Annotated in this window: 23 protein-coding genes and 1 pseudogene; 12 read left to right on the top strand and 12 right to left on the bottom strand. The window is 69.8% G+C overall.

The window, feature by feature from the left end:
* The first annotated feature begins 6 nt into the window (after positions 1–6).
* From ABIC70_RS26035 to ABIC70_RS26045, 3 genes are all read left to right on the top strand, one after another.
* On the top strand, positions 7–351 hold the full coding sequence (locus ABIC70_RS26035; RefSeq protein ID WP_075381747.1) for a hypothetical protein: 345 nt from the start codon (positions 7–9) through the stop codon (positions 349–351).
* A 408-nt stretch (positions 352–759) separates the two neighbouring features.
* On the top strand, positions 760–1,944 hold the full coding sequence (locus tag ABIC70_RS26040; protein ID WP_354441890.1) for a DUF3095 domain-containing protein: 1,185 nt from the start codon (positions 760–762) through the stop codon (positions 1,942–1,944).
* 80 nt (positions 1,945–2,024) lie between these two features.
* A complete protein-coding gene (locus ABIC70_RS26045; RefSeq protein WP_287090208.1) occupies positions 2,025–2,147 on the top strand; it encodes a hypothetical protein in 123 nt (40 codons plus the stop codon).
* 360 nt (positions 2,148–2,507) lie between these two features.
* Here the strand turns inward: ABIC70_RS26045 and ABIC70_RS26050 are convergent, their stop codons facing one another.
* Positions 2,508–3,152, bottom strand: coding sequence for a hypothetical protein (locus ABIC70_RS26050; protein ID WP_182592115.1), 645 nt, complete (start codon positions 3,150–3,152; stop codon positions 2,508–2,510).
* Positions 3,153–3,156: 4 nt separating this feature from the next.
* Positions 3,157–3,801: a hypothetical protein gene (locus ABIC70_RS26055; RefSeq protein ID WP_354441892.1), complete on the bottom strand. Its 645-nt coding sequence runs from the start codon at positions 3,799–3,801 to the stop codon at positions 3,157–3,159.
* Between the two features lie 92 nt (positions 3,802–3,893).
* On the opposite strand from ABIC70_RS26055, the gene ABIC70_RS26060 reads away from it, so the two are divergent.
* Entirely contained in the window at positions 3,894–4,877 is a 984-nt protein-coding gene (locus ABIC70_RS26060) for a glycosyltransferase family protein (protein WP_354441894.1), read from the top strand.
* Positions 4,878–4,914: 37 nt separating this feature from the next.
* On the opposite strand, the gene ABIC70_RS26065 is transcribed toward ABIC70_RS26060, so the two are convergent.
* The gene (locus ABIC70_RS26065) at positions 4,915–6,099 is read right to left on the bottom strand and encodes a glycosyltransferase family 4 protein (protein WP_354441896.1); all 1,185 of its coding nucleotides are present in this window, start codon (positions 6,097–6,099) and stop codon (positions 4,915–4,917) included.
* The gene (locus tag ABIC70_RS26070) at positions 6,099–7,139 is read right to left on the bottom strand and encodes a glycosyltransferase family 4 protein (protein WP_354441898.1); all 1,041 of its coding nucleotides are present in this window, start codon (positions 7,137–7,139) and stop codon (positions 6,099–6,101) included. The genes ABIC70_RS26065 and ABIC70_RS26070 overlap by 1 nt, the downstream gene beginning before the upstream one ends.
* A 93-nt stretch (positions 7,140–7,232) precedes the next feature.
* On the opposite strand from ABIC70_RS26070, the gene ABIC70_RS26075 reads away from it, so the two are divergent.
* The 7 genes from ABIC70_RS26075 to ABIC70_RS26105 all read left to right on the top strand — a co-directional run bounded on the left by ABIC70_RS26075 (position 7,233) and on the right by ABIC70_RS26105 (position 14,663).
* Positions 7,233–9,284, top strand: a complete 2,052-nt coding sequence (locus ABIC70_RS26075; protein WP_354441900.1) for an HAD-IIB family hydrolase — start codon at positions 7,233–7,235, stop codon at positions 9,282–9,284.
* Positions 9,274–10,158 (top strand): glycosyltransferase family 2 protein, encoded by an 885-nt coding sequence (locus tag ABIC70_RS26080; protein WP_354441902.1) that lies wholly within the window; start codon positions 9,274–9,276, stop codon positions 10,156–10,158. Before ABIC70_RS26075 ends, ABIC70_RS26080 begins: the two co-directional genes overlap by 11 nt.
* Positions 10,159–10,180: 22 nt before the next feature.
* Complete coding sequence (locus ABIC70_RS26085; RefSeq protein WP_354441904.1) at positions 10,181–11,326, top strand: glycosyltransferase; 1,146 nt, start codon at positions 10,181–10,183, stop codon at positions 11,324–11,326.
* Between the two features lie 41 nt (positions 11,327–11,367).
* Positions 11,368–12,309, top strand: coding sequence for a glycosyltransferase family 2 protein (locus ABIC70_RS26090; protein ID WP_354441906.1), 942 nt, complete (start codon positions 11,368–11,370; stop codon positions 12,307–12,309).
* Complete coding sequence (locus ABIC70_RS26095; protein ID WP_053608602.1) at positions 12,306–13,364, top strand: glycosyltransferase; 1,059 nt, start codon at positions 12,306–12,308, stop codon at positions 13,362–13,364. The genes ABIC70_RS26090 and ABIC70_RS26095 overlap by 4 nt, the downstream gene beginning before the upstream one ends.
* 64 nt (positions 13,365–13,428) lie before the next feature.
* A complete protein-coding gene (locus ABIC70_RS26100) occupies positions 13,429–14,103 on the top strand; it encodes a class I SAM-dependent methyltransferase (RefSeq protein WP_043352913.1) in 675 nt (224 codons plus the stop codon).
* A 137-nt stretch (positions 14,104–14,240) separates the two neighbouring features.
* Positions 14,241–14,663 (top strand): response regulator, encoded by a 423-nt coding sequence (locus ABIC70_RS26105; protein ID WP_354441909.1) that lies wholly within the window; start codon positions 14,241–14,243, stop codon positions 14,661–14,663.
* A gap of 247 nt (positions 14,664–14,910) precedes the next feature.
* On the opposite strand, the gene ABIC70_RS26110 is transcribed toward ABIC70_RS26105, so the two are convergent.
* The 3 genes from ABIC70_RS26110 to ABIC70_RS26120 all read right to left on the bottom strand — a co-directional run bounded on the left by ABIC70_RS26110 (position 14,911) and on the right by ABIC70_RS26120 (position 17,187).
* On the bottom strand, positions 14,911–15,216 hold the full coding sequence (locus tag ABIC70_RS26110) for a hypothetical protein (RefSeq protein WP_043384692.1): 306 nt from the start codon (positions 15,214–15,216) through the stop codon (positions 14,911–14,913).
* Between the two features lie 267 nt (positions 15,217–15,483).
* Positions 15,484–16,047, bottom strand: a complete 564-nt coding sequence (locus ABIC70_RS26115) for a chlorite dismutase family protein (RefSeq protein ID WP_502916041.1) — start codon at positions 16,045–16,047, stop codon at positions 15,484–15,486.
* 210 nt (positions 16,048–16,257) lie between these two features.
* Entirely contained in the window at positions 16,258–17,187 is a 930-nt protein-coding gene (locus ABIC70_RS26120; RefSeq protein ID WP_354441911.1) for an AraC family transcriptional regulator, read from the bottom strand.
* A gap of 93 nt (positions 17,188–17,280) precedes the next feature.
* Here ABIC70_RS26120 and ABIC70_RS26125 point away from each other — a divergent pair, with 93 nt between their 5' ends.
* A complete protein-coding gene (locus tag ABIC70_RS26125) occupies positions 17,281–18,024 on the top strand; it encodes an SDR family oxidoreductase (RefSeq protein WP_354441913.1) in 744 nt (247 codons plus the stop codon).
* Between the two features lie 353 nt (positions 18,025–18,377).
* Here ABIC70_RS26125 and ABIC70_RS26130 read toward each other — a convergent pair whose 3' ends face one another.
* From ABIC70_RS26130 to ABIC70_RS26145, 5 genes and pseudogenes are all read right to left on the bottom strand, one after another.
* Positions 18,378–19,619, bottom strand: a complete 1,242-nt coding sequence (locus ABIC70_RS26130; protein WP_354441915.1) for a cytochrome P450 — start codon at positions 19,617–19,619, stop codon at positions 18,378–18,380.
* On the bottom strand, positions 19,612–20,472 hold the full coding sequence (locus tag ABIC70_RS26135; RefSeq protein ID WP_502916042.1) for an FAD-dependent oxidoreductase: 861 nt from the start codon (positions 20,470–20,472) through the stop codon (positions 19,612–19,614). Before ABIC70_RS26135 ends, ABIC70_RS26130 begins: the two co-directional genes overlap by 8 nt.
* A gap of 318 nt (positions 20,473–20,790) precedes the next feature.
* Entirely contained in the window at positions 20,791–21,006 is a 216-nt protein-coding gene (locus tag ABIC70_RS26140) for a ferredoxin (RefSeq protein ID WP_179698969.1), read from the bottom strand.
* A 53-nt stretch (positions 21,007–21,059) separates the two neighbouring features.
* Positions 21,060–21,611, bottom strand: a pseudogene (locus tag ABIC70_RS28410) (MptA/MptB family glycosyltransferase); the annotation flags it as partial.
* Positions 21,608–22,351, bottom strand: coding sequence for a TIGR04282 family arsenosugar biosynthesis glycosyltransferase (locus ABIC70_RS26145; protein ID WP_354441917.1), 744 nt, complete (start codon positions 22,349–22,351; stop codon positions 21,608–21,610). The pseudogene ABIC70_RS28410 and the gene ABIC70_RS26145, both read right to left, overlap by 4 nt.
* Positions 22,352–22,361: the final 10 nt, after the last annotated feature.

Raw genomic sequence — 22,361 nt, forward strand, 5'->3', positions numbered from 1 at the left:
AGCACGATGAAGACGACTTCGACGAAGACGATGATGGTCGCAGGTCTCGCGCTGGCGACACTGGCCGGCGGTGCCGCCAGCGCCGATGCCCGCGGGTTCGGTCACGGCGGATTTGGTCACGGCAACTTCGGCCATCACGGCGGCTTCGGCCATCGCGGATTCGGGTACGGTCGCTTCGGAAACGGCGGGTTCGGCCACCATCGATACTTCCACCACCGTGGCTACCGTCGGCACTTCGGCGGGTTCGACTGGAATTATCCCACGGGTGGCTACTTCCTGAGCTCGGATTTCAGGGATTGCCGCGTCGTCTACAACCCCTTGTTCTTCGGACATGAGCGCGTCTGCAGCTGACGGAGCATCCGTCTTCGGCTGATTGAGGCCCCGGTGCGCGATCGGCCGCCGCTGCACCCGCAGCGGCGGCCGGTTGGCCGACGTCGTCACACCACCGCTTGCCGTGACGACGGGATGGGAGCCGGCACCCCGGACCCATTCGTCCCGAAGACGCCGCTCGAATATCGAAAGTCAAACCGCAACCGCATTAGACATGAGCCGAGCGGCAGCGCGGAGCGGTCGTGGGTTTGTCGCCGCCGTAGCGCGTTCGCTTGAAGGCGTGCACGCGACCGTGGTGATGGTGGTCCCACCAAGGAAGATGTCGGTGCCGCGTTCCGGGCGCGCCGCGCGTCCGAGGCTGTGCCGGGGAGCAGGGCGATGACGGCGACGAGGACATCGGGACGTGCAGAGGAGCCAATCGAACCCGCAATGGGCCGCACGACCCCTGATTTCTACGCGAGCCTGCCCCGGTTTACCGCTTTCTCCAGCCTCATGGATCCAGGCCTCTATCGGCCGCTTCCCACGACCTGGTGGCTGGGTGTGACCGATGTCGTCGGCTCTCAGCAGCAGATCGGGCTCGGCCGCTACAAGGCGGTCAATGCGGCCGGCGCAGCCATCATCGCGGCCGTTTCGAATGCCCTCGGCCGGCGCGCGTTCCCGTTCGTCTTCGCCGGCGACGGGGCAAGCTTCGCGATTGCCCCGGAAGACGTAAACGCCGCCAGAGAAGCATTGGCCGCAACGGCCGTCTGGGTCCGCGAGGCGCTGCAGCTCGAGTTGCGCACCGCTCTGGTACCGGTCTCCGCCGTACGCGATCGCGGGCTCGACGTGCGCGTCGCGCGCTACGCGCCCAGTGCTCACGTTTCCTATGCCATGTTCAGCGGAGGCGGCCTGCCCTGGGCAGAGGCCGCCATGAAGGCCGGCGACTATGCCGTCGCACCGGCTGAGCCCGGCAGCCAGCCCGACCTGACCGGCCTCTCCTGCCGATGGCAGTCAATCCGTCCCCGCCACGCGTTGATTCTCTCGCTCATGCTCGTGCCGCAGCACAGCGGCGACGCGCCGGCCTTCCGGCAACTCGTGCAAGAAATCCTGCACAGTGTGGAGATCAGTGCCGAGGTCGCACATCCGATGCAGGATGAGGGACCGCAGATGCACGGACCGTGGGCGGGCCTGGATCTTGAGCTGCGCGCCATGCCGGGCTCCCGTCGGAGCCGCCTCTGGCGCAAGCTTCGCCTCGTGGCACGATCGATCCCCGAATACCTGATCTACCGCATGGGCTTGCGGGTGGGAGGGTTCGATCCGGCCGCGCTTCGGCACGAGATCGTCGGGAATACGGACTTCCGCAAATACGATGATGCGCTGCGGATGACGCTGGACTGCACAGAGGCCTTCGCGGATCAGCTGGAGGCGCAACTCGCCGGTGCAGAGGCGCGGGGGATCTGCCATTTCGGGCTGGAACGGCAATTGGCTGCGCAGTTGACCTGCATCAGCCCTCCGGTGCCCGGCCGCGGGCACATGCACTTCATCGATGGCGCTGGCGGAGGCTACGCCGCGGCCGCCGCAAGGCTGAAGGGTCGGGCGGCAAGCGTCGGGGCCGTGGTGCCGACCAGCCCGTGAGGGGGCTGTGAAGCGTGGCTGCTGCCGGATGAAGCGCGGGCGCTCGGGACGACCTACCTCGAGCGGCGTTCAGGATCACTGTGCAGCACCGCATCGGCGAGCGTTTGGTCGATGACGGGACCTTCGCGGTCGGCGCCAGCCTGATCGGTGCCGCTGCCTGCGAGCGGCGACCGGTGGAAGGCGCGAAAATCTTCACCGTGTAGGAGCTTCTCCGGCCTGGGATCTTTGCGGAAGGGATGTCCGCTTCGGAGCGTCCTCGAAACACGCTGAATGACCGGGATGGACGCGAAGCCGAATGTCCGCTCCTGCGCGCATTTGTGGGTCGGCGTGACGTGGTCTGGCCGAAACCTGCCATTCCGCTTCGGAATGCCGCCGCCCGAAATGCGGACATTCTCCTTGCCCGACTGCGACCCACTGGCACGCGTAGGATCATGCGAGAACGTAGCCCGTAGGCAAAGGGCAGCTTCGGAGCTTCTGTCCAGATAGGTCGTCTTTACCCGCGGCCGACCTGATCACGATAACGCTTCAGAAGTTGTAGCCGAGACGACGTCGGGAATCCTCCATCAGCTACGCGTCCACGCAGCATGCACGGCTCCAGTCGCCGTATCCGGCTTCGCCGCTCCGATGAAGATCACGACCGGGCCATGGGAATCGCGCCGGGGGTCATAGAAATCGAGCAGGCCGGGATGGAGGCGCTGGATGAAATCCGGTTGCCGCCCGCTCCGACGCAGCAGGTGGTCGATGACGACCTGATCGCCATGCACCGCGTTCGGCACGGGGCCGCAGGATCCTGGGCTCATCCAGCGGTCGGGGTCGGCCGCGAAGGTCGTGTAAAGCGATGCGAGCTCGTCCCCGGACCAGCGCAGCAGCGCACTGGAGAGGCGCCCCGCGTGGAAAAAGTCCTCCATCGCAGCGAGGCCGGGCTCGGCGAGGGCATCGGCTGGGCCGGTCAGCACCGTATCAAGGTCGCACAGGAGGGTCGGACCCGTGCTGAGACCGGGCCGGAACGCTTCCATCTTCGCCCACCAGGCCGACCAAGCGTGCCGGAGCGGGATCGTCTCCACGCCCGCGACGGCCACTGGCAGGTCCGTAAGACAGACGATCCGTTCGAAAGCCGGGGCATGGCGGCGGATGCCGCCTGCGAGGCGGGCGACCCAGGTGGCGTCGTAGCGCCCGCCGCCCTTCAGGACGGTGATCAGCGTGGTCATAAAGCTATTGCTCGGTCAGAGATGGTGGATGCACTCGGATGCGTCCGGCCGCCTCGCCCTCGGCGAACCATGCGCGCTCGGCCGCCCAGGGATGACCGGGCCAGCCGTCGAAACCAAAGCCGAAGACCTGCGCCGGTCCTGCACCCGCCGGGCGGCCGAGCAGCAGCGCGAGCGTCACGAGGAAGCCGGTGCTCGGGTTCGGGTGTCCCGCCGTGCGCGGGCCGAGCAGGGCGTGAGCCTGCTGGTGCAGCGTCTCGGGCAGGAGGAAGACCGGGCGGCCCAACGGTTGCAGCCGCGCCAGAAGCTCGCGGGTCCAGCAGATCGGCTCGGGGACGTTGTGCTCCGCCGGCAGCATCGGGAAGGGCAGGATGAAGGCCTGCGCGGCGCGGACCACCGGGCGCTCGAGGAAGCGCCGGTCCGCCAGCCATTCCCGCGGCTGGCCGCCGCGGTTGACCAGGGCGAGATGCGTGACGCGGTGGCCGGTGCCGCCGCCGAAGCCGAGCGCGTTGTTGAAGCGGACCACGCTGTCCGCCGCATCGATCGCGGCTGCGCACGCACCCGCTCCGGGCGCGTTGCCCACGATGGCGAGGGACCCGTCGGCGGGCAGGCCGGCGCGTCCGGCAGGGAGGGAGTCGACGTCCGGGTTCACGTGCGGCAGGGGTTATGGGAACCGCGGAGGTAAGGCGCGGGCCCGACGCATCCAGGCCCCTCTGTTGGATCGCGGGCGTGGGAGATGGGATCATGCGCCGGTGTTTCGTCTGTGCCGCCGCCATGATCGGGCCGAGCGACCGGACCCTGTCCTATCCGGGCGGCGCGCGCCGCGCCTTCCCGCTGGCCTGCAACGCCTGCGGGGTTCTGCTCGCGCACGGCGCGGCCCCGAAGGCCTGCCGCGCGCATCTGGCCCGAAGCCTCGCCGGTTCCGTCTTCGCGCCCGACCCGGAGGCGCCCTACGGCCTCGACCTCTATACCCTGCGTAGCGCCGCGACCCGTTGGCGGCTCGGCGTCCGTCCCCGCGACGCGGCCGGCCGCGCGGAACTCCGACACCCCCACGGTACCCGGGCGGCCGACGCTGAGCTGTTCGCCCTCGAAGCCGCCGACGGGCGCCCGGTGTCCCTCGGTCTCCTCTGCCGTCCGGCGGACCGGGACGCCGTCCTGGCCTCGCTGCCGGCGCAGGCTGCCTGGACGGACGACGTCGCGATCCTGATCGACGGGCCGGCGCGGGCGGCGGTGCCGGTCCCGGTCGCGGGCTTCGCCGCGGGAGCGGTGCGCGTGGCCGCCCGCCCCCTGGACGGGGATTTCGCCGCGCAGCGCAATGCCCTCCAGGGCCTCGCCCGCCACGGCTGGATGCTGCAGCTCGACGCCGACGAGGCGCTCGGCCCGGCGACCGGCCGCTTGCTGCCCGCCCTGGCGGCCCTGGCCGAGGCGGAGGCTGTCGCCTCGATCGGCCTCGCCCGGGCGAACCGGGTCGACGGCGTCCTCTCGGACGTGTTCCCGGATGTCCAGTATCGGTTGAACCGCACCCATCTTGTCTACGCCGGCCGCGTCCATGAGCGCCCGGTTCTCGACCGCGGCTGGCCCGGGAGCCTCATCGCCCTGCATGGCGGCATCGAGCATCGCCTGAGCGCGGCCCATGTCCGGGCACGGTCGCGGCGCTACGAGGCGCTCGATCCCGGGCGCGGACGCCCGGAGGAAGAGGCCGCGTTGCTGCGCCCCTACGCAGACTGACGGGTCGGAGCGGACCGGATCTGCTGCGGCTGCACGATCAGCCGCCCCGCGCCGCCGTGATCGCCCGTTCGTAGAGCGCCAGTGTCTCGCGCCCGAGGCTCGCCCGGCTGAAGCGCCCGGCCGCCGCCAGGGCGCGGGCGCGATAGGCGCGGCGCAGGTCCGGATCGGTGAGGAGCGGACGCAGGGCGTCGGCGAGGGCCGGCCCGGTCGCGGCCGCGGCCAGGGGGCCGGCGCCGGGCACGCCGACGAAGGCGCGGGCGCTCGCATCCTCGGCGCAGGCCACGACCGGCCGGCCGTAGGCGAGCGCTTCCTGGTAGACGAGGCCGAAACTCTCGTAGCGCGAGGGCGCCAGCACCGCGTGAGACTCGGCGTAGGCCGCCGACAGCGCCCGGCCGTCGATCCGGCCCCGGGCCCGGATGTGCGGCCGCGCCACATCGGGCAGATCGGCCGGGAGATCGTCCGGCGGCACTCCAACGAGGTCGAGCCGGAAGGCGGGCAGCGCGCCCCTCGCCCACTCGGCGCCGAGGATCGCGACCGCGCCGAGAAGGGCATCGAACCCCTTCCGCGCCTCCGCCCGCCCGACGAAGAGCAGGCGGATCGGTTCCGCCGCCTCCGGATAGGGGGCGCCACTCGCGGCCTCGGCGACCTCGGGGGGCAGGCTGAGACCGATCACCGCCTCGGGCTGCCGCCCGGTCAGCCCGTAGCAACGGGCGATCACCCCCGCATGCGTCGCGGTGTTTGCGATGAGCCCAGCGCTCGCCTGAGCCTGCCGACGCTCCAGGCGGTCAGCCGTCCAGCCGTCGAGGCGGTTCCGCAGGCTGCCGGCCGGGTCACGGGTGAAGGCGGCCGGCGTGGAGCTGCGGGTCACCAGCGGCAGATCCCGCCGGCCGGCGAGCAGGGCAGCCGGCGCATACCAATTGGTCGCCTCGATCACGGCGAAGGGCCCTCGGCGATGCGCCTCGAGCACGGCACGCCGGAAGGCGAGCGGGGCGGCGAGATGGCCGGCGGAGCCCCAGAGGCGCAGGCGCGCGAGGGAGCTGCCAGGCGCCAGGGCGAGGCCCGACACGGTGACGCCGCCGATCCGTTCGTGTCCGGTCCGGTCGAGGGTGAACACCGTCACCTCCGCGCCCGCCTGCGCAAGGCTCTCGGCGATCTCTCGGGCCGCGGTGGAGAGCCCGCTCGGCGATGGCGGGTAGTCCCAGGCCAGGAAGGCGGTGCGCATCAGGCGGCGTGCAGGCGGTGGTAGAGGGCGAGGTAATCCCGGGCCATGCGTTCGGCGGTGAAGCGCTCCTCGAACCGGCGGCGGATCGCGGCGCGGTCGAGCTGCCCGATCCGGGCGAGGGCCGCGACCGCCTCGGCTTCGCTGGAGACGATGAAGCCCGTCACCCCGTCCTCGACGATTTCGGGAACCGAGCCGCGGTTCCAGGCGACCACCGGAGTGCCGCAGGCCATCGCCTCGATCATCACGAGGCCGAAGGGTTCGGGCCAGTCGATCGGGAACAGGAGCGCCCGGGCGCCGCCCAGGAGCTCGCCCTTCCGGGTATCGTCGACGGGCCCGAGATAGGTCGCGTCGACGCTCAGCAGGGGACGCACGCAGCGGTCGAAATAGTCCGGGTTGCCGACATCGATCGTGCCGCCGAGCCGGATCGGCAGACCGGCGGCGCGGGCGACCCGGATCGCCACGTCGGGCCGCTTCTGGTCGGTCATGCGACCTACGAAGGCGACATGGTCGTCCGGCGCGGCGCGGAAGGCGTAGCGCGCCCGGTCAATGCCGTGATGGACGATGCCGGTCAGGTTCACGGCCGGGATGCCGGTCGCCTGCGCGGCCGAGATCGCCGCGACGGGCAGGTCGGGAAAACCCTGGAAGAACAAGGCCCGGTCGAGCTCGTCGACCCGCCAGTGGATGGTGGTCAGGCTGCGTCGGCGCCGCGCGCCCAGCAGCGCCGCGTGGGCGAATTCGCCGTGGCAATGGACGATGTCGAAATCGTCGAGCCGCTGCCGCAGGTCCTCCAGCTGCAGAGCCTCCAGGGCGGCGGGCACCCCGGGTGCGACGCGCCCGTGTTGCCGTTCCAGCGCCGCGAGACTCGGGTAATTGCCGACGCGCGGTAAGTCTGTCGCACTGTCCGAGGGGGCGAATAATGTTAGTTCCACACCCAAGCTTCGTAGCGCCGTGCTGAGATCGTGCACAACCCGCTCGGTGCCGCCGTGATGGTCTGGGGGAACGGGAAAAATGTTCGGAGCGACCTGCGCGACGCGAAGCACGGCAACCTCTTTACATATGTTAAGCCGGGGCGCGGCGTTCGCTTTACATAAGTTAAGCGTTCTGCGGCGCGCGAGAGCCGCAGCGCACGCCTGATGTTTGTCCTGCATATCGCCCTGCAGGGCTGCCTGCGCGGCGACGGCGTCGTCTACGGGCTCACCGCCGACACGGGCGGCCATATCCGCTACCTGCTCGATCTGGTCTCGGCCTCGGTGCAGGACCGCGATCTCACGCGGATCGTGGTGGCGACCCGTCTGTTTCGCGGCTCCCTCGGGGCCGCCTACGCCGTGCCCGAAGAGCCGATCGCCGACAAGGTCACGCTCGTGCGGCTCGCGAGCGCGTCCCCGGACTACCGCGCCAAGGAGGCGATGCACGCCGAGGTCGCGTCCTTCGCCGAAAACCTCATCACCTGGATCGCCGCCCAGGCCCGGGCGCCGGATCTCATTCACGCGCATTACGCGGACGCGGCGACGGTGGCGGCCCTGGTGGAAGATCGCCTGGGCATCCCCTTCGTCTTCACGGCCCATTCCCTCGGACGCGTGAAGGCAACGATGCTGGGCACGGCCCCCGTCCGGCCTGATCTCGCCCGCCGGATCGCCGCCGAGGAGGAGGCTGTGGCGCGAGCCCAGCTCGTGATCGCCTCCTCGCGGGACGAGGCGGAGGTGCAATACGCCGGCTATGCGGCCTACGATCCCGGACGCGTCCGCGTCCTGCCTCCGGGCAGCGACCTCGCCCGCTTCGCCGCGGCCCAGACCCATCCCCGGGTCGACGCGGCGATCGACCGCTTCCTCGACGATCCGGACAGGCCGGCAATCCTGGCGCTCGCCCGGCCGGTGGCGCGCAAGAATCTCGCTGCGCTGGTGCGTGCCTACGGCGAGAGTCGTGCGCTCCAGGCCCACGCCAACCTCGTGATCATCGCCGGGACCCGTGACGACATCGATACCCTCGACGGCGACATGGCCGCGACCATGCGCGACCTCCTCGTCCTGATCGATCGCTACGATCTCTACGGGCGCGTCGCCTACCCGAAGACGCACCGTCCGGAGGACGTTCCGGCGATCTACGCCCATGCCCGGACGCGCGGCGGCCTGTTCGTCAACCCGGCCCTCAACGAGCCCTTCGGCCTGACGCTACTTGAGGCCTCTGCCGCCGGCCTGCCGCTGGTCGCCACCGACAGCGGCGGCCCCAACGACATCGTCGAGACCTGCGGCAACGGGCTCTTGGTCGATCCACGCACCCACGGGGCGATCGCGGAAGCGTGCCTGCGGATCCTGGGCGATCCGGTCCTCTACGCACGCTGCGTGGCTGGCGGCGCCCGGGCGGCTGCAGCCTACGACTGGGACCGGCACGCCGCCCGCTATCACGTCCTGCTGCGCGCGCTGCTGTCCCCGGAGCCGCCCACCCAGACACCCCGGCAACTGCTCGTCTGCGACATCGATAACACGCTGGTCGGCTGCGATGCGGCCATGGGAATCTTCCGCCGGTGGCGCAGCCGGCAGGCGGGGCTCGCCTTCGGCGTCGCAACCGGCCGGTCCTTCCACAGCGCGATGGCCGTGCTGGAGCAACAGGACAGCCCCCGGCCCCAGGTAATGATCACCTCGGTGGGATCCGAAATTTACCACCTCGACGCCAACGGCGTGACATACACGGCAGACGCCGCGTGGCGCCGGATCATAGAGCCCGGCTGGGATCGGCCCACCGTGCAGGCAGCGCTCGACAGGCTTGATGGGCTGAGCCCCCAGGGTCCTCTGGAGCAGCGCGCCCTGAAGCTGAGCTATTTCGGTGACACCGAGACCGAACGGCGCGTGCGCGCGCGTCTGGCAGAGGCCGGTATCGCCGCGCGTGTGATTCACAGTCATGGACGGTATCTCGACGTCCTGCCCGAGGCCGCCTCGAAGGGCACTGCCGTGGACCACGTCCGGGCCCTGTACGACCTGCCGGAGCACGCCGTGTTCGTGGCCGGCGATTCCGGCAACGACATCGAGATGCTCGGCGCCCGCGTGCAGGCGATCATCGTGGCGAACTATTCCGACGACCTCGCAAGCCATGCCGCCCTGAAGCACTCCTACGTGTCCCGCCGGACCCACGCCCGGGGCATCATTGAAGGGGTCTCGCACTTCCGCCGGATGCTCGCCGATGCCGGCTGAGCACGAGGGGGGGCCGGCTCCCAGCGTCCTGACCCTGGTCCGCGGCCGGGCCGACCGCCTCCGTAACCTGATGCAGGGTCTCGCCCGCCAGACGCTGCCCCCGCGAGAGCTGGTGATCGCCTGGATGCAGTCGGAGCGTGCGCCGGACCTGCCCGATCCCGGCTGCCCGATCCGGCACCTCCACGTGCCGGGCGAGCCGATGTCGCTGGCCGCCGCGCGCAACCGGGCCGCCGAGGCAGCGTGCGCTGAACTCCTCGTCTTCCTCGACGTGGATTGCATCCCGTCGCCGACTTTGACGGACGCCTATGCGCGGGCCGGCGCTACGGCGCAGGGGCTGTTGCTCGGCGAGGTCCTCTACCTTCCGCCGGGCGCGGGCACCGGCGATTGCACGCCGGCGGTACTCGACCGCCTCGGCCGAGCCCATCCGGCCCGGCCCGCCCTGCCCGAAAACGGCCTGCGGCCGGAACCCGATGCAGGCCAGCTCTGGGGCTTGTCCTTCGCCCTACCGGCCGCGGTTTGGCGCATGGCCGGCGGCATGGACGAGGCCTTCGTGGGCTACGGCGGTGAGGAGACGGACCTCGCCGCCCGGCTTGCCGCCGCCGGGCTGCCGGTCTTCTGGGTCGCGGGGGCTCGCGCCTATCACCAGCACCATCCGGTCCACGTGCCGCCGCTGCAGCATTTCGCGTCGATCCTCGCCAACGCGGCGCGTTTCCGGGCGCGGCACGGGCGCTGGTGCATGACCTACTGGCTCGACCAGTTCCGCGCGGCCGGGCTGATCGACTGGGACGTCGCCGCCCCCGCGATCCGCCTGATCCGCCCGCCGACCGAACCCGAGATCGCCGCGGCCCTGCGGCCCGACGCCCTTTTCTCTTGAGAGCGAGCCCGAACCCACCGCTATGAAGAAGCCGATCGCGTTCTTCGTTCATCATCAGGGCCGCGGCCACGCCAACCGCACGATGGCGGTGGCTGCCGAGTTTGCTCGTGACCGGGCCGTCTCGGTGCTGACCGCCGATCCACGCCTGTTCGACGGCTTCGGCCGCGACATCGAGATCGTGGCGCTGCCCAACATGATCGGCGCCGCGGTGCCGACGGCGCGCCTCTACGCCGAGCCGACGCCCCAGGTGATGCACTGCGTTCCCCTGGGTCTCGACGCGATGCGCCGGACCATGCGGTCGATCCTCGACCATCTCGACGAGCGTGGAATCGGCCTGTTCGTGGTCGATGTCTCGGCGGAGATCGCGCTGCTCGCGCGTATCGCCAGCGTGCCGGCGGTGCAGATCCGCATGCACGGCGACCGGTCCGATATCGGCCATGTCGGCGCCTACGAGGCCTGCGTCGGAATGCTCGCCCCCTTCGACGAGCGCTTGGAGCAAGACGATTACCCGGCACCCCTGCGCGCCAAGACCTTTTACAGCGGCGGCCTGTGCACCAGCGTCGACCGGGTGCCGGAGCGCGCGGAGGCCCGCGCCAAGCTCGGCCTCGATCCTGCACGGGAGATCGTCGTGGCGGTGACCGGCGGCGGCGGCAGCGGCACGCCCTACGCGCCCCTCACGGTCGCGGCCCGCGCCGAACCCGACGCCCTGTGGCTCACCCTCGGGCCGACCCACCGCGAGGGCCACGAGACCGACTTTTCGAATCTGCGCGAACTCGGCTGGGTGTCCTCGGTCACCGACTACCTCGCCGCCGCCGACATCGTGATCGCCTCGGCGGGCGACAACACGGTCCACGAGGTCGCCCGGGTCGGCGGTCGCCTGATCGTGATGCCGGAATGGCGCTACTTCGCCGAGCAGACCCGCAAGGCCGAGGCCCTGGTCCGGCTCGGCGCTGCCGTGCAGGCGCCCGCCTGGCCGGGTGATCTCCGGGGCTGGCGGGACCTCCTCGCCCGCGCCCGCGCCCTCGACGGGGCTCCCCTGCGGAGCCTCTACGCCCCCGACGCCGCTGCCCGCGCCGCCGGCTGGCTCGAAGGGCTGACCGACGCGCTCTGGGATTGCGGACCGGCCGGCGCCGAAACCGTCCCGCTTCCAGGCATCGCCGCCGAGTGACCGCCGCCGTCTCCCCAACCCAACCGGAGCCCGATCGCCTTATGTCCACCGTCTCCGTGGTGACCCTCGCGAAGGGCCGGCCGGCGCATCTGCGCAACGTGCTCCGCGGCCTGGAGCGCCAGACGCAGCCCCCCGCCGCCTTCATCGTCGCGGTGATGCAGGAGACGCCCTACGACCTGCCCGAGGTCGGCTTCCCGGTGCATCAGATTCCGGTGCGGGGCCGCGAGTTGCCGCTGGCGGCGGCGCGCAACCGCGGCGTGGCGGCGGTCGACAGCGACGCCGTGGTCTTCCTCGACGTCGATTGCATCCCGGCGCCCGACCTCATCGCCGACTACGCGCGGGGGCTCTCCGAACTCGACGGGCTGCTGATGGGCGAGGTGCTGCATCTGCCCGAGCGCGCCACGCAGGGGACCTGGGACTATGCCGGCCTCGATGCCGTGGCGGAGCGGCATTCCGACCGCCGCGGGCCCCCGGCCTCCGGCATCGAGATCTGCAACGATTACCGCTGCTTCTGGTCGCTCAACTTCGCGATCCGGCGGGCCACCTTCCTGGCGACCGGCGGCTTCGACGAGCGCTACACCGGCTACGGCGGCGAGGACACCGACTTCGGCAAGCTCCTCGACCGAAGCGGCATCCCGATCGCCTGGATCAAGGGCGCGCGCGCCTATCACCAGTACCACCCGCACCACATGCCGCCGGTCCATCACCTCGAGAGTGTGGTGCGCAACGCCGAATTGTTCGAGGCCAAGTGGGGCTACCGCACCATGGGCCACTGGCTCTACGCCTTCAAAGTGATGGGCCTGATCGACGACACGCCCGACCGGCCGATCCGCATCCTGCGCCGGCCCGACGCCGCCGACCTCGCGCTGACTGGTCAGCTGGGCCACCAGCCCTACACCAACTCGGCGTCGGTGATCCGCGCCATCGAGGCCCGGACGGATGCCGGGGCCGCCGCGAATGCGCCGGCGCCGGTGACGGCGTGAGGATCGCGCTCCTTGCCCATCTCCGCCATCCGATCGCCCCGCCCTTCGCGGGGGGCCTCGAAGCCTATACGTGGAGCCTCGCGGACGGTCTCGCCGCCCGGGGCCACAGCGTCGCCCTGTTCGCCTCCGGCGACAGCGACGCGCGCTTCGCCCTGGATCCTGTGATCCCGGTCCATCACGAGCGGAGCCATGCCGGCCTGGAGCACCGGGGCGATGCGGGCCTGAAGGCTCATCTCGACGACGGCTACGCTTCCGCCTGCGACCGGATCGCTGCCGGGGGCTTCGATGTGCTCCACAACAACAGCCTGAGCCGTCTGCCCCTGGAGAAACGGCGCACCGCCGCGACGCCCACCGTCACGTCGCTGCACGTACCGCCCTACGACGCCCTGCGCTGGTTCGTGCAGGCGAGCCCCGCCCCGGGACACCGGATCACCGCGCCCTCCCGGGCGCATCTCGACGCGTGGTGGCCGGACGGGGCGCCCGCGGAGGCCTCGGTGCTTCACAACGGCATCGATCCCGCCGCCTGGCCGTATCGTCCGGACGGCGACGGCAGCGCCGTCTGGTGCGCGCGGATCACGCCCGACAAGGGCGCGCAGCACGCGATCGGCGCGGCGCGCCAAGCCGGCCTGCCCCTGACCCTGTTCGGCCCGATCGAAGAGCCGGATTACTGGGCGGCCCAGGTCGCGCCGTTGCTCGGCGGCTCGATCCGCTACGGCGGCCAGCTCAGCGGGACGGCCCTGGCCGCGGAGGTCGGCCGCGCCTCCGTGTTCCTGGCCACACCGTGCTGGGACGAGCCGTTCGGGCTGGCGGCGATCGAGGCGATGGCCTGCGGCCTGCCGGTCGCCGGCTTCGCCCGGGGCGCCGTTTCGGAGGTCGTCGGCGAAGCCGGGTCCCTCGCGGCACCAGGGGACCAGGCGGGTCTTGCCCGTGCCATCGGCGCGGCGCTCGTGATCCCGCGGCCGATCCCGCGCGCGCGTGTCCTGCGCCTGTTCACCCGCGCATGCTGGCTCGACCGATGCGAGGCACTCTACGCGCAGGCCCGCGCCGTTCGATGACCCCACTGCTCTTCCTGGATGTCTGCCCCTCCTGGGCCTTCCAACACCCTCAAATCAGAGTGCCATGACCCGTCAGGACCTGATCGCCGCCCTGTGGCACGGCCGCGACCCCTTCGCGGATCCCCCGGCGGACCTACGCGCCGGCGACCTTCAAGGCTGGCGCAGCATCCACCCCTATCTCGAAGAGGCGGTGATCGAATTCCAACCCCGCGTCACCGTCGAAATCGGGACATGGAAGGGAGCCAGCGCCCTTTTTCTCGCGCGATCCATGGTCGAGCACAACGTCACCGGCACCGTGATCGCGGTCGATACGTGGCTCGGAGCCGTCGATCACTGGGCGGACGAGGCGCTGTTCGCGGAACTCGCCACCGAGCATGGCTATCCGAGCCTCTACCGGACCTTCCTGGCCAATGTGGTGCGTGAAGGCATGACGGACCACATCGTGCCGTTGCCGCTCGACTCGGTGAATGCCGCGGAACTCCTGCGTCTGCGCGGTGTGACCGCCGACGTCATTCATCTCGATGCCGGGCACGAGGAGACGTCTGTCGCGGCGGACCTGCGCGCCTGGTGGCCGGTCCTGCGGCCTGGAGGCCTCCTGATCGCCGACGATTACGACCGCTTGGGCGGCCGCTTCCCGGGTGTGACCCGGGCGGTCGATGCGTTCTGCGCCGAGGTCGGGGCGCGGGGGCCGTGGTCGCTGCAGGGCAAGTGCAAGTTCACCAAGCCGAATGAGGGCTGATCAAGTGCTTCGCCTGTGCGCCGGCGATGAAGATCTGGTCGGCACGCTGACGACCTCGGGCGTCCATCTCATGGCAGGCGGCTGAACTTGGCGTCTTTCCACCCGGACCTTTCCATGAAACGCGGCATTGAGGGGAGATGACCCATGCCTCCTCGAACGCTGCGCCCTGTGCTCTCGTCGTCGACGACGACGGCATGGTCCGCATCGCTGCAATCGACATCTTGGAGGAAGCGGGGTTTGCGACCTTTGCGGCCGCATCCGGTGATAAGGCGTTGCTCGTGCTCGAAGAACACCACGCGTGCATCGTGCTGCTGTTCACCGACGTGCAGATGCCGGGCGTACACGATGGCTTCGCTCTCGCTCGCAAGGTTGCGCGCGCCTATCCTTACATCTCGATCGTCGTTGCGTCGGGGCAGGCCAAGCCCGGACCGAACGATCTGCCGGACGGAGCGCGCTTCATCGGAAAGCCGTTCAGCGTGGACATCGTGCATCACCACCTGCGCGAGGTTCTGCCGGACGAGCAGAAGCCCGAGCCGCTGCGCAACGAGAACCGCGCCTGAGAGGCGCGATCATATCTTTGGTCAGCACTCGCAGCTACGCAAGCATGCAAGCAAAATGACTGTCAGCACCCCAAACGGACCCGGCGGCGCTGTCTGCTTCGATGCATTCGCCGTCCAGAAGCGGACGGGCCGGACACCACTCCGAGCGGACAGTCTGATAGCGACCCAACTCGGTCGCAAGCGCGCATCTAAGCTTTTCTTCGAAGCGGACGTTCGAGTGCATAAGTCAGAAGCGGCTCCCCCGGCATCAGTGCGCCGGCGACCGCTCCAATGCGTCCGACGAGCGCTTCTTCTTTTTGCGTTTGCTCACCTTCAACACCACGTCCAAGTTGTCCTCGGCGATGCGCTCAGCCAACACGAAGTCATGGAGTTCAGCGGTCGCTCCGTCTGAAGCAGCCGACGCTTCCGTCACAGCATAAAACGCCGCGCGAACGATCTCCTTCTTGCTCGCCTCCGGGTGCCGTTCGCGGATGGCAGAACGGATCGCCTTCGGCTTCATCCCAGGGGCGGCAATCTCCTTCAGCGTGTCTGCGATCTCTCTGATCGATGCCATATTGCTCACCTGCACCTCACCCGCTCGGCTGGGCCACAATCCCGTCGGCCAATGCGACGTTCCGATGACGCGGCCACACAGCCAGCTTCTTACGCGAGACGCATTGTTCACGCGAGCGTGAGGCCTTACCGAGCGGGCACGTTCTTCATGAGACCGGAACGCACTTGGGGCGCGTCTGCAATGCGGCGCGCCCCTCTTTCGCCTCCTGCATGAAGGCTGGCGAGGTATGGCCCCGACAGCATCAAAGGCGGTTCTCGCCTAAATGGGTCAATCGCGCGTGAGGCGTATATCGACCTCTCGCTCCACGAAGGTCCATTCCCGCGTGGCCCTGAGGTTAGAGAGGAGAGTTTCGAAATCCGCCTCATGCTCTGGCGCAAACTCGAACCAAGTCAGAAAGTCAAACGGCTCACGAAGATCCCTGCTGTGATGAAGCTTTCTGGCAATGGCAGGAAGATAGTTCATACCAATCGTGGTGTGCTTGGAAGTCTCCTCGAATATTTCACGGCGCTCGTCTTGAGCCAAATCCCACCACTGCTGAGATTTTTTGATCGGGATCAGAGCGGCATGAGTTGCTGTCGGCCGATCAAGAGCAGCTTGTAAGCTCCGTAGCCTATTGGCTTCATCGCGTGTGGTGTAGCGGAGGTTGCTAATAGCTCCGCGTAGACGCCATGCCATGTCGGAAGACGCCAAGTGTCCCGGATCTTCACTTTCACTCACCAAGCCAACTGACACAAATGCCACCTCTTCAAGGCGGGCTCCGGTCGTTGCCTCCGCGCGCGTAACCCGCCACGGGCCTCTGTCGCCGCCTGTGAACTCGATCACACAAGGCATGCCGTCGATCTCCTTGCCACGAGCCTAGTTCGTCGAAGCTCGCCTCGGGTTACACGCCAATACGAGGCGCACTATTGCCAGAGAACCTTCTGTCTTTTTCGGCGAACCTGTCGTGAAGCGGACGTTTCACTTTGGGCATTTCACCAGCTTGTGAAAGTCCGTATTCTCGGGTTCAATACTCGAAAGCCGCCAGTCCGTTTTCCACCCGTCTCAGACGGGCAGAGGCGCAGGGCTACGTTGTTGGGCGCGCTGCTCGCGGGCGTAGTGAATTGGCGGTCTGCCGACATGACGGGCGAAGGCGGTGCTGAAGGTGCTGGCAGACCCGTAGCCCACGCGCTCGGCAACCTCCGCTACGCCGGCTCCCTCGCGACCGAGCAGATCCTTCGCCAGCGCCATACGCCACGCCAGGAGATACGCCATCGGCGCGACGCCGACCTCGCGCCGGAACCGTTCGAAGAATGTCGAGCGCGACAGTCCCGCCTCTCGGGCCAGGGCCGCGACCGTCCAGGGAACGGTCGGTCGCTCGTGCATCCGGCGCAACGCGGCGGCCACGCGCTCGTCGGCAAGCCCGCGCAGGAGGCCTGAGGGCGCCGTCGGACCCGTGGTGGACCGAAGCGCCTCGATCAGAAGCACCTCCAGAAGCCGCGCCAGGACCACCTCGCGACCGGGCCTGTCGCCCCGCGTCTCCTCGTTCACCAAGCCGAGCAGCATCGCCAGTCGTCCGACGCCGCGTACATGGACGAACCGTGGCAGGAGCGACAGCAGCAGTTCCGTATCGTCGGAGGCGAAGGTGCAGTGCCCCACCAGCATGCGCAGGTCGGGCGGCACCTCGGCAGGACCGAGCCGGAACACGCCGGGGCCAATCTCGACGGGCGGCGGCGGCCGCCCCGCCGAAGGCGCGACGAGGCTGGAGGCGGCGAAGGCGCTGGCGGCGGGGATCAGTACGAAGTCGCCGGCCGCGAGGACGATCTCCGCCTCGCCGTCGATCGCAAGGCGGCACGCCCCCTCCAGCACGGCGGCGTAGAACGGCTGGCCGTGGTCGTCGCGGCGCACGGTCCAGGCGCCGCCGGCCAGGACCAGCTTGGAGAACGAGGCGCTGGGCTGAAGCAGCCCGACCACCTGGGTGAGCGGATCGACCATTTCGGACGCTCGCCAATGAAATATGGAATTGCGCCCGTATCACGTCCGGCGAAGCGCTCCTATCACCCCGTGGTGCGTCACACGGGAGGCTCCATGAACACGATCCTTATCACCGGCTGCTCATCCGGCTTCGGCCTGGAGACGGCGCGCCTGTTCCTCGACCGTGGCTGGCGGGTCGTCGCCACGATGCGCACGCCCCGGGCCGCCCTGCTCCCGGAGTCCGACCACCTCACCGTCTTGCCGCTCGACGTGACCGACGCCGACAGCATCGCCCGGACGGTCGCGGAGGCCGGGCCGCTCGATGTCCTGGTGAACAACGCGGGCGTCGGGCTGCTGAACGCCCTGGAAGGCCTGTCGATGGAGTCCGCCCGGGAGGTGTTCGAGACGAACACCCTCGGCGCCATCGCCATGACCCAGGCCGTGCTGCCGCAGTTCCGGGAACGGGGCGCGGGGGTGATCGTCAACGTGACGTCGAGCGTGACCCTCCGGCCGCTGCCGCTGCTGGCGGTCTATACCGCGAGCAAGGCCGCGGTGAATGCCTTCACCGAGTCCCTCGCCCACGAACTCGTGCCATTCGGGGTGCGCGCCCATCTCGTCATTCCCGGCCGATCGCCGGAGACCGCGTTCGGGACCAACGCCCGCACCCGAATGGGGATGGATGTGCCCGAGGCCTATGGCGAACTGGCGGGTCAGGTCTTCGCGAACTTCCAGCAGGCGACGGAAGAGCTGACCCGGGCCTCGGACGTGGCCGAGGCGGTCTGGCGCGCCGCGACCGACCCGGCATGCCCGATGCGCCTGCCGGCCGGCGCTGACGCGGTCGCCTGGGCGGCGGCCTGAACCGACCCCTCGAACGTCCGCTTCCGCCCCATGTTCGAGCGGAAGCGGACGAGCCGAGATCCACCCACCCCGGTCATTCAGAAGACCATGCCAGCGACTCGGGACTTGGCCGATAGCAGAACGACCGCTCCGGAAAAGGCTTGCCGCAGAAGCGGACGAGATCATGCGAACCCGGTCAAATATCCCGATGAGTCACCGTTTTGAAGGTCAGTCGCACAATGAGAGATTTCAATCCCTGGTGCGATGCGCATGACTGGACAAGCTTGTACAACAGGGTGAGTTGACGCGCGCCTTCGACAGACAATAGCGCGTGGCGCCTAGCAGCTTCCCAGACCCCTTTCGGGCCCGGAGGGTCAGGCGATCCCTGCGATGGCGATGCCGAGGTTCTTCGGACCGCGCAGGGAAGCGCCGGCCCGGTAGGGCGGTGGATCGTCGAGGAGCCGCGGCGCGACGAGGCGTTGGCACAGGGTGACCAGGGCGATCTCGGCTTCGACACGCGCCAGCGGCGCGCCTACGCAGTGATGGAGGCCGCCGCCGAACCCGAAATGCTGGTTGTCGTTCCGGTCGGGATCGAACCGGTCCGGCTGCGTGAACCGCGCCGGATCGCGGTTTCCGGCCGCGAGCATCAGGACCACAGAGGATCCGGCCGGGATCGTCGTGCCCTCCACGTCGATGTCGTCGAGCGCCTTGCGGGTGCGGAAATGGACGGGGGGCTCGTGACGCAGGATCTCCTCGATCACGCGGGGCGCCCGCTCGGGGTCGGCCTTCAGCTTCTCGAGCTCGTCCGGATGTCGGAGCAGGGTGAGCATCCCGTTGGTAATGAAGTTCACGGTCGTCTCATGGCCCGCGACGAGGAGCAGGATCGCCGTGGACATCAGGTCGATGTCGCCCATGGCCGGCCTGCCCCGGCCGCCGCGGGCGGCGAGGCCGCGGAGCATGTCGTCGGCCGGATGGCGGCGCTTCTCGCGGATCAGCCGGCGCATGTAGTCCGAGATCGCGTCGAAGGTGGCGGCGATCTCGCGCCGTCCCGCCTCGTCGTGGCGCGCGTCGGGCTCCAGGGCCGTCGCGCGGCGTGTCGCCCAGGCATGGAATTGCCGCTCGTCGGCCTCGGGCACGCCGAGGAGCTCGCAGATGACGGCGACGGGCAGCGGACAGGACAGGTCGTCCACGAGGCAGACCGTGTCGCGGCCCCGGCACTTGTCGATCAAGGCATCCACGAGCGTCGCGACCTTGGCGTGGGAGTCGCGCACCCGGGCGATCGTGAACTCCTTCATCACGATGCCGCGCAGGGTGTCGTGGTCGGGCGGATCGCGGAAGATCAGCGGGCGGTGGGCATTGACCACGCGGTTCCGGATCGGGTTGAGGATCCAGTCCTTCGGGAGGTTGCCCGTGGCGGGCCGGCGCGACGGAGGTAGATCCTCGGAGCTGAGGCGCGGATCGAAGATCAGGCTCCGCAACGCCGCCTGGGTGCTGACGAGGTAGCTGCCATCCGCCTGCCGAGACACAGGTGTCTCGCGCATCCTGGCGTAGAGGGGATAGGGATCCGCCCGGTTCTTCGGGGCCAGCACCTGCGCGAAGAGCGTCTCGTCAGACATGGCTAGCCTCCGGCGCCGGCGCGGCGCGATGGGCAGGGGGCCGCGCCGCGGGGAAGCCCGGCTTCAGCCGCTCGATTCGTGGCTGGTCGATGGCATCGGGAAACGGAGGAAAGCGCGCCCCGGCGGCGACGGCCTCGGCATAGGCGGGCAGCCAGCGCGCCTCGTCGAAGGAGACGGCGGCGATGCTGCGACCGGCCCTGACATGCACGGCCAGGAACCGGTGCGAGGCCCGCGATCCCTGGACGAGCGCGAGTGCATCCGCCCCCGCGGTGTGGCCTGCGAGCTTGATGTTCAGGCCGAACTGGCTCGACCAGAAAGCCGGTAGATGCCGGTAGGGCTGCTGGGCGGAGGGGGCGGCCATCATGTTGGCTGCCGCGTGCCGGGCCTGGTCGACAGCGTTGCCCCAATGCTCCACCGTCATCGGACGATCATTGTAGAGCGGGTTCGGCCAGCGCGCGACGTCGCCGGCCGCGTAGATGTTGGGGTCGGGCTCTCCCGCGATAGAGATCGCGCGGCAGGCTCCGTCGCAGGTCAGGCCGCCCGCATCGGCGGCGAGGCCCGCCGCAGCGAGCCAGCCGGTGTCGCGTGTGGCGCCGAGGGCGACGATGACGAGATCCGTCTCGAGAACCTCTCCCCCGGCGAGGTGCGCGCGGCGGACCTGCCCGGCCTCGCCCGTGAGCGCGCGGACCATCGTCTTCGGGCGGAAATCGACCCCGGCGCCGCGCATCCATTCGGCGAGGGTGGCACCGATCGTGGTTCCGAGCAGGCGGGCAAGCGGCGTCGGGTTGGGATCGACCAAAGTCACCGCCAGGCCGAGGTCGGCACCGTCTCCGGGCCATGTCCTCGCCCTCACACCGGTGGCGATGAGAAGCTTCTCCTAGGGAAGCGTCGCGCCGTCGGCGAGGTGCAGCATCCGGCGCTCCCGGTCCAGCGCGACGGCGGCCCGGCCGAGCCGCCACTGCGCCTGCAACCGGGTGAGCTGTGGCAGCGCGGTCGCGTGGCGGGAAGCTCGCCCGCAAGGACGTGCTTGGACAGGGGCGGCCTGTCGTAGGGCCGATGCGGCTCGGCCCCGACCAGGATCAGGGGCCCATCATCGCCGCCGTCCCGCAACGCCTCCGCCACTCGGCGAGGGAGGCGCCCACGACGACGATGCCCGGTCGCTGTGCGCCGATCACGGTTCGCCCTCCTCGGAGAGGCCGGCGCGCTCGCTCTCAATGGCTCGGACGGGGCAGGCCTGCTGCGCCCGCTCGATCTGCGACCGCTTCGCGTCCGGTGGCGCGGAATCGTAGAACAGGATCTCGTGACCGCGCAGCTCGAAATGCTCAGGGGCGGCGTAGCAGCACTGGGCGTAGCCCTGGCAGCGATTGAGATCGACGACGACACGCATTCAGGGCCTCCAAAAAACTGTGCGGATGACCGGCCGGCGCCGCGCAGGATCGCGAGCATGGCGAGCACGCCCAGGGCCTCGAAGCCCAGCATCGCGAGCTTCATGCCGGTGACGCCGTGCGAGACTTGGCCCACGGCGGCGAAGACCATCTGCGCCGCGGGCGGGTAGATCGTGGGCGCGTAGTCCTTGCGGTTGATCAGCGGGTAGACCGCCGCATCGCGCAGCCGTTCGAGAGCCGGATCGGCCGGGATGTAGCGGTAGGGGTTGATCCCGGCGGCCTGGACCTGCCCGTCCCAGACGTAGCGGTAGATGTCGCTCGACAGGAACGGCGGCGCCGGCAGCAGCGCGGCCCGCATCACCACGGCGAAGCCGGGGATCGTCCACAGGGCCGCGGGCGGCAGCCGCTCCCGCAGCACCAAGCGCACGGCGAGGAGGTAGATTCCGAGACCAACCGCGACCACGCCGACGAAGACGTTGGCGCGGGCCACGGAGCCGACCGTGTCGGCGCCCGGCACGTGGATCGCGAGCGCGCCGACATTCACGACGAGCAGCCCGAGGCCGAGAGCCGCGAGCCGGTGCGCGGGGCTGGCGAGAAGCCGGGTCATGCCGGGACGGCTTCCGAGGTCTCCGTGAGCCCCGCCAGGACCGCGCGCGTCGCCGGGGCCGCGTAGCCGGACGTATCGGCGGAGAGCTGCGCCAGCGAGGCCGCGTCGTCGACGTCGTACCAGGGGTCCAGCTCGACGAGAGCGAGGCCGATCTCGTGCGCCCGGGCGCGGGTGGCGGCCGCGACGGTGTCGGTGCTCCAGGCGATGTCGGCGAAGAGGCGGGCATGGGCCTGCTTGAGGCCTAAGATGTAGTAGCCGCCGTCTCTGCAGGCGCCGAGCACGGCCCTGTCCCCCGGCGCCAGCAGGATCCGGGCGGCCTGGACGAGGAGGCGCGTCGGCAGCGTCGGGATGTCGGCGCTGAGCACGCAAGCCGCTGCATGGCCCTCCGCGAGCATGCCTCTGACGGCCTGCAGCAGGCAGCGGCCGAAACCCTCGACTGCCGCCGGGGCCGGGATGTCGCCGTCCGCCGGGACGAGCTGTGTTCCGATGACCAGATGGGGGCTGACCAGCGCCTTGGCGCCGCGCGGCGCGTAGGCCGCGTAGGCGGCGATCGGCGCGGAGCGGGCCGCCTCCAGGATGTTGGTGGTCGTATCGCGCAGGAAGGCACCGCTCAGGAGTGCGGCCTGGTCGGGCGTCAGCGGCGGGCACAGCCGCGTCTTGGAGCGGCCGCTGCGCGGCGCCTTGGCCATCACGCCGATCGCGCAGGTGGCGGACGATCCGGACGTCGGTCCTGGTGCCATCTCCAAGATT

The organism is Methylobacterium sp. 1973 (assembly GCF_040545035.1).
Taxonomy (GTDB): Bacteria; Pseudomonadota; Alphaproteobacteria; order Rhizobiales; family Beijerinckiaceae; genus Methylobacterium; species Methylobacterium fujisawaense.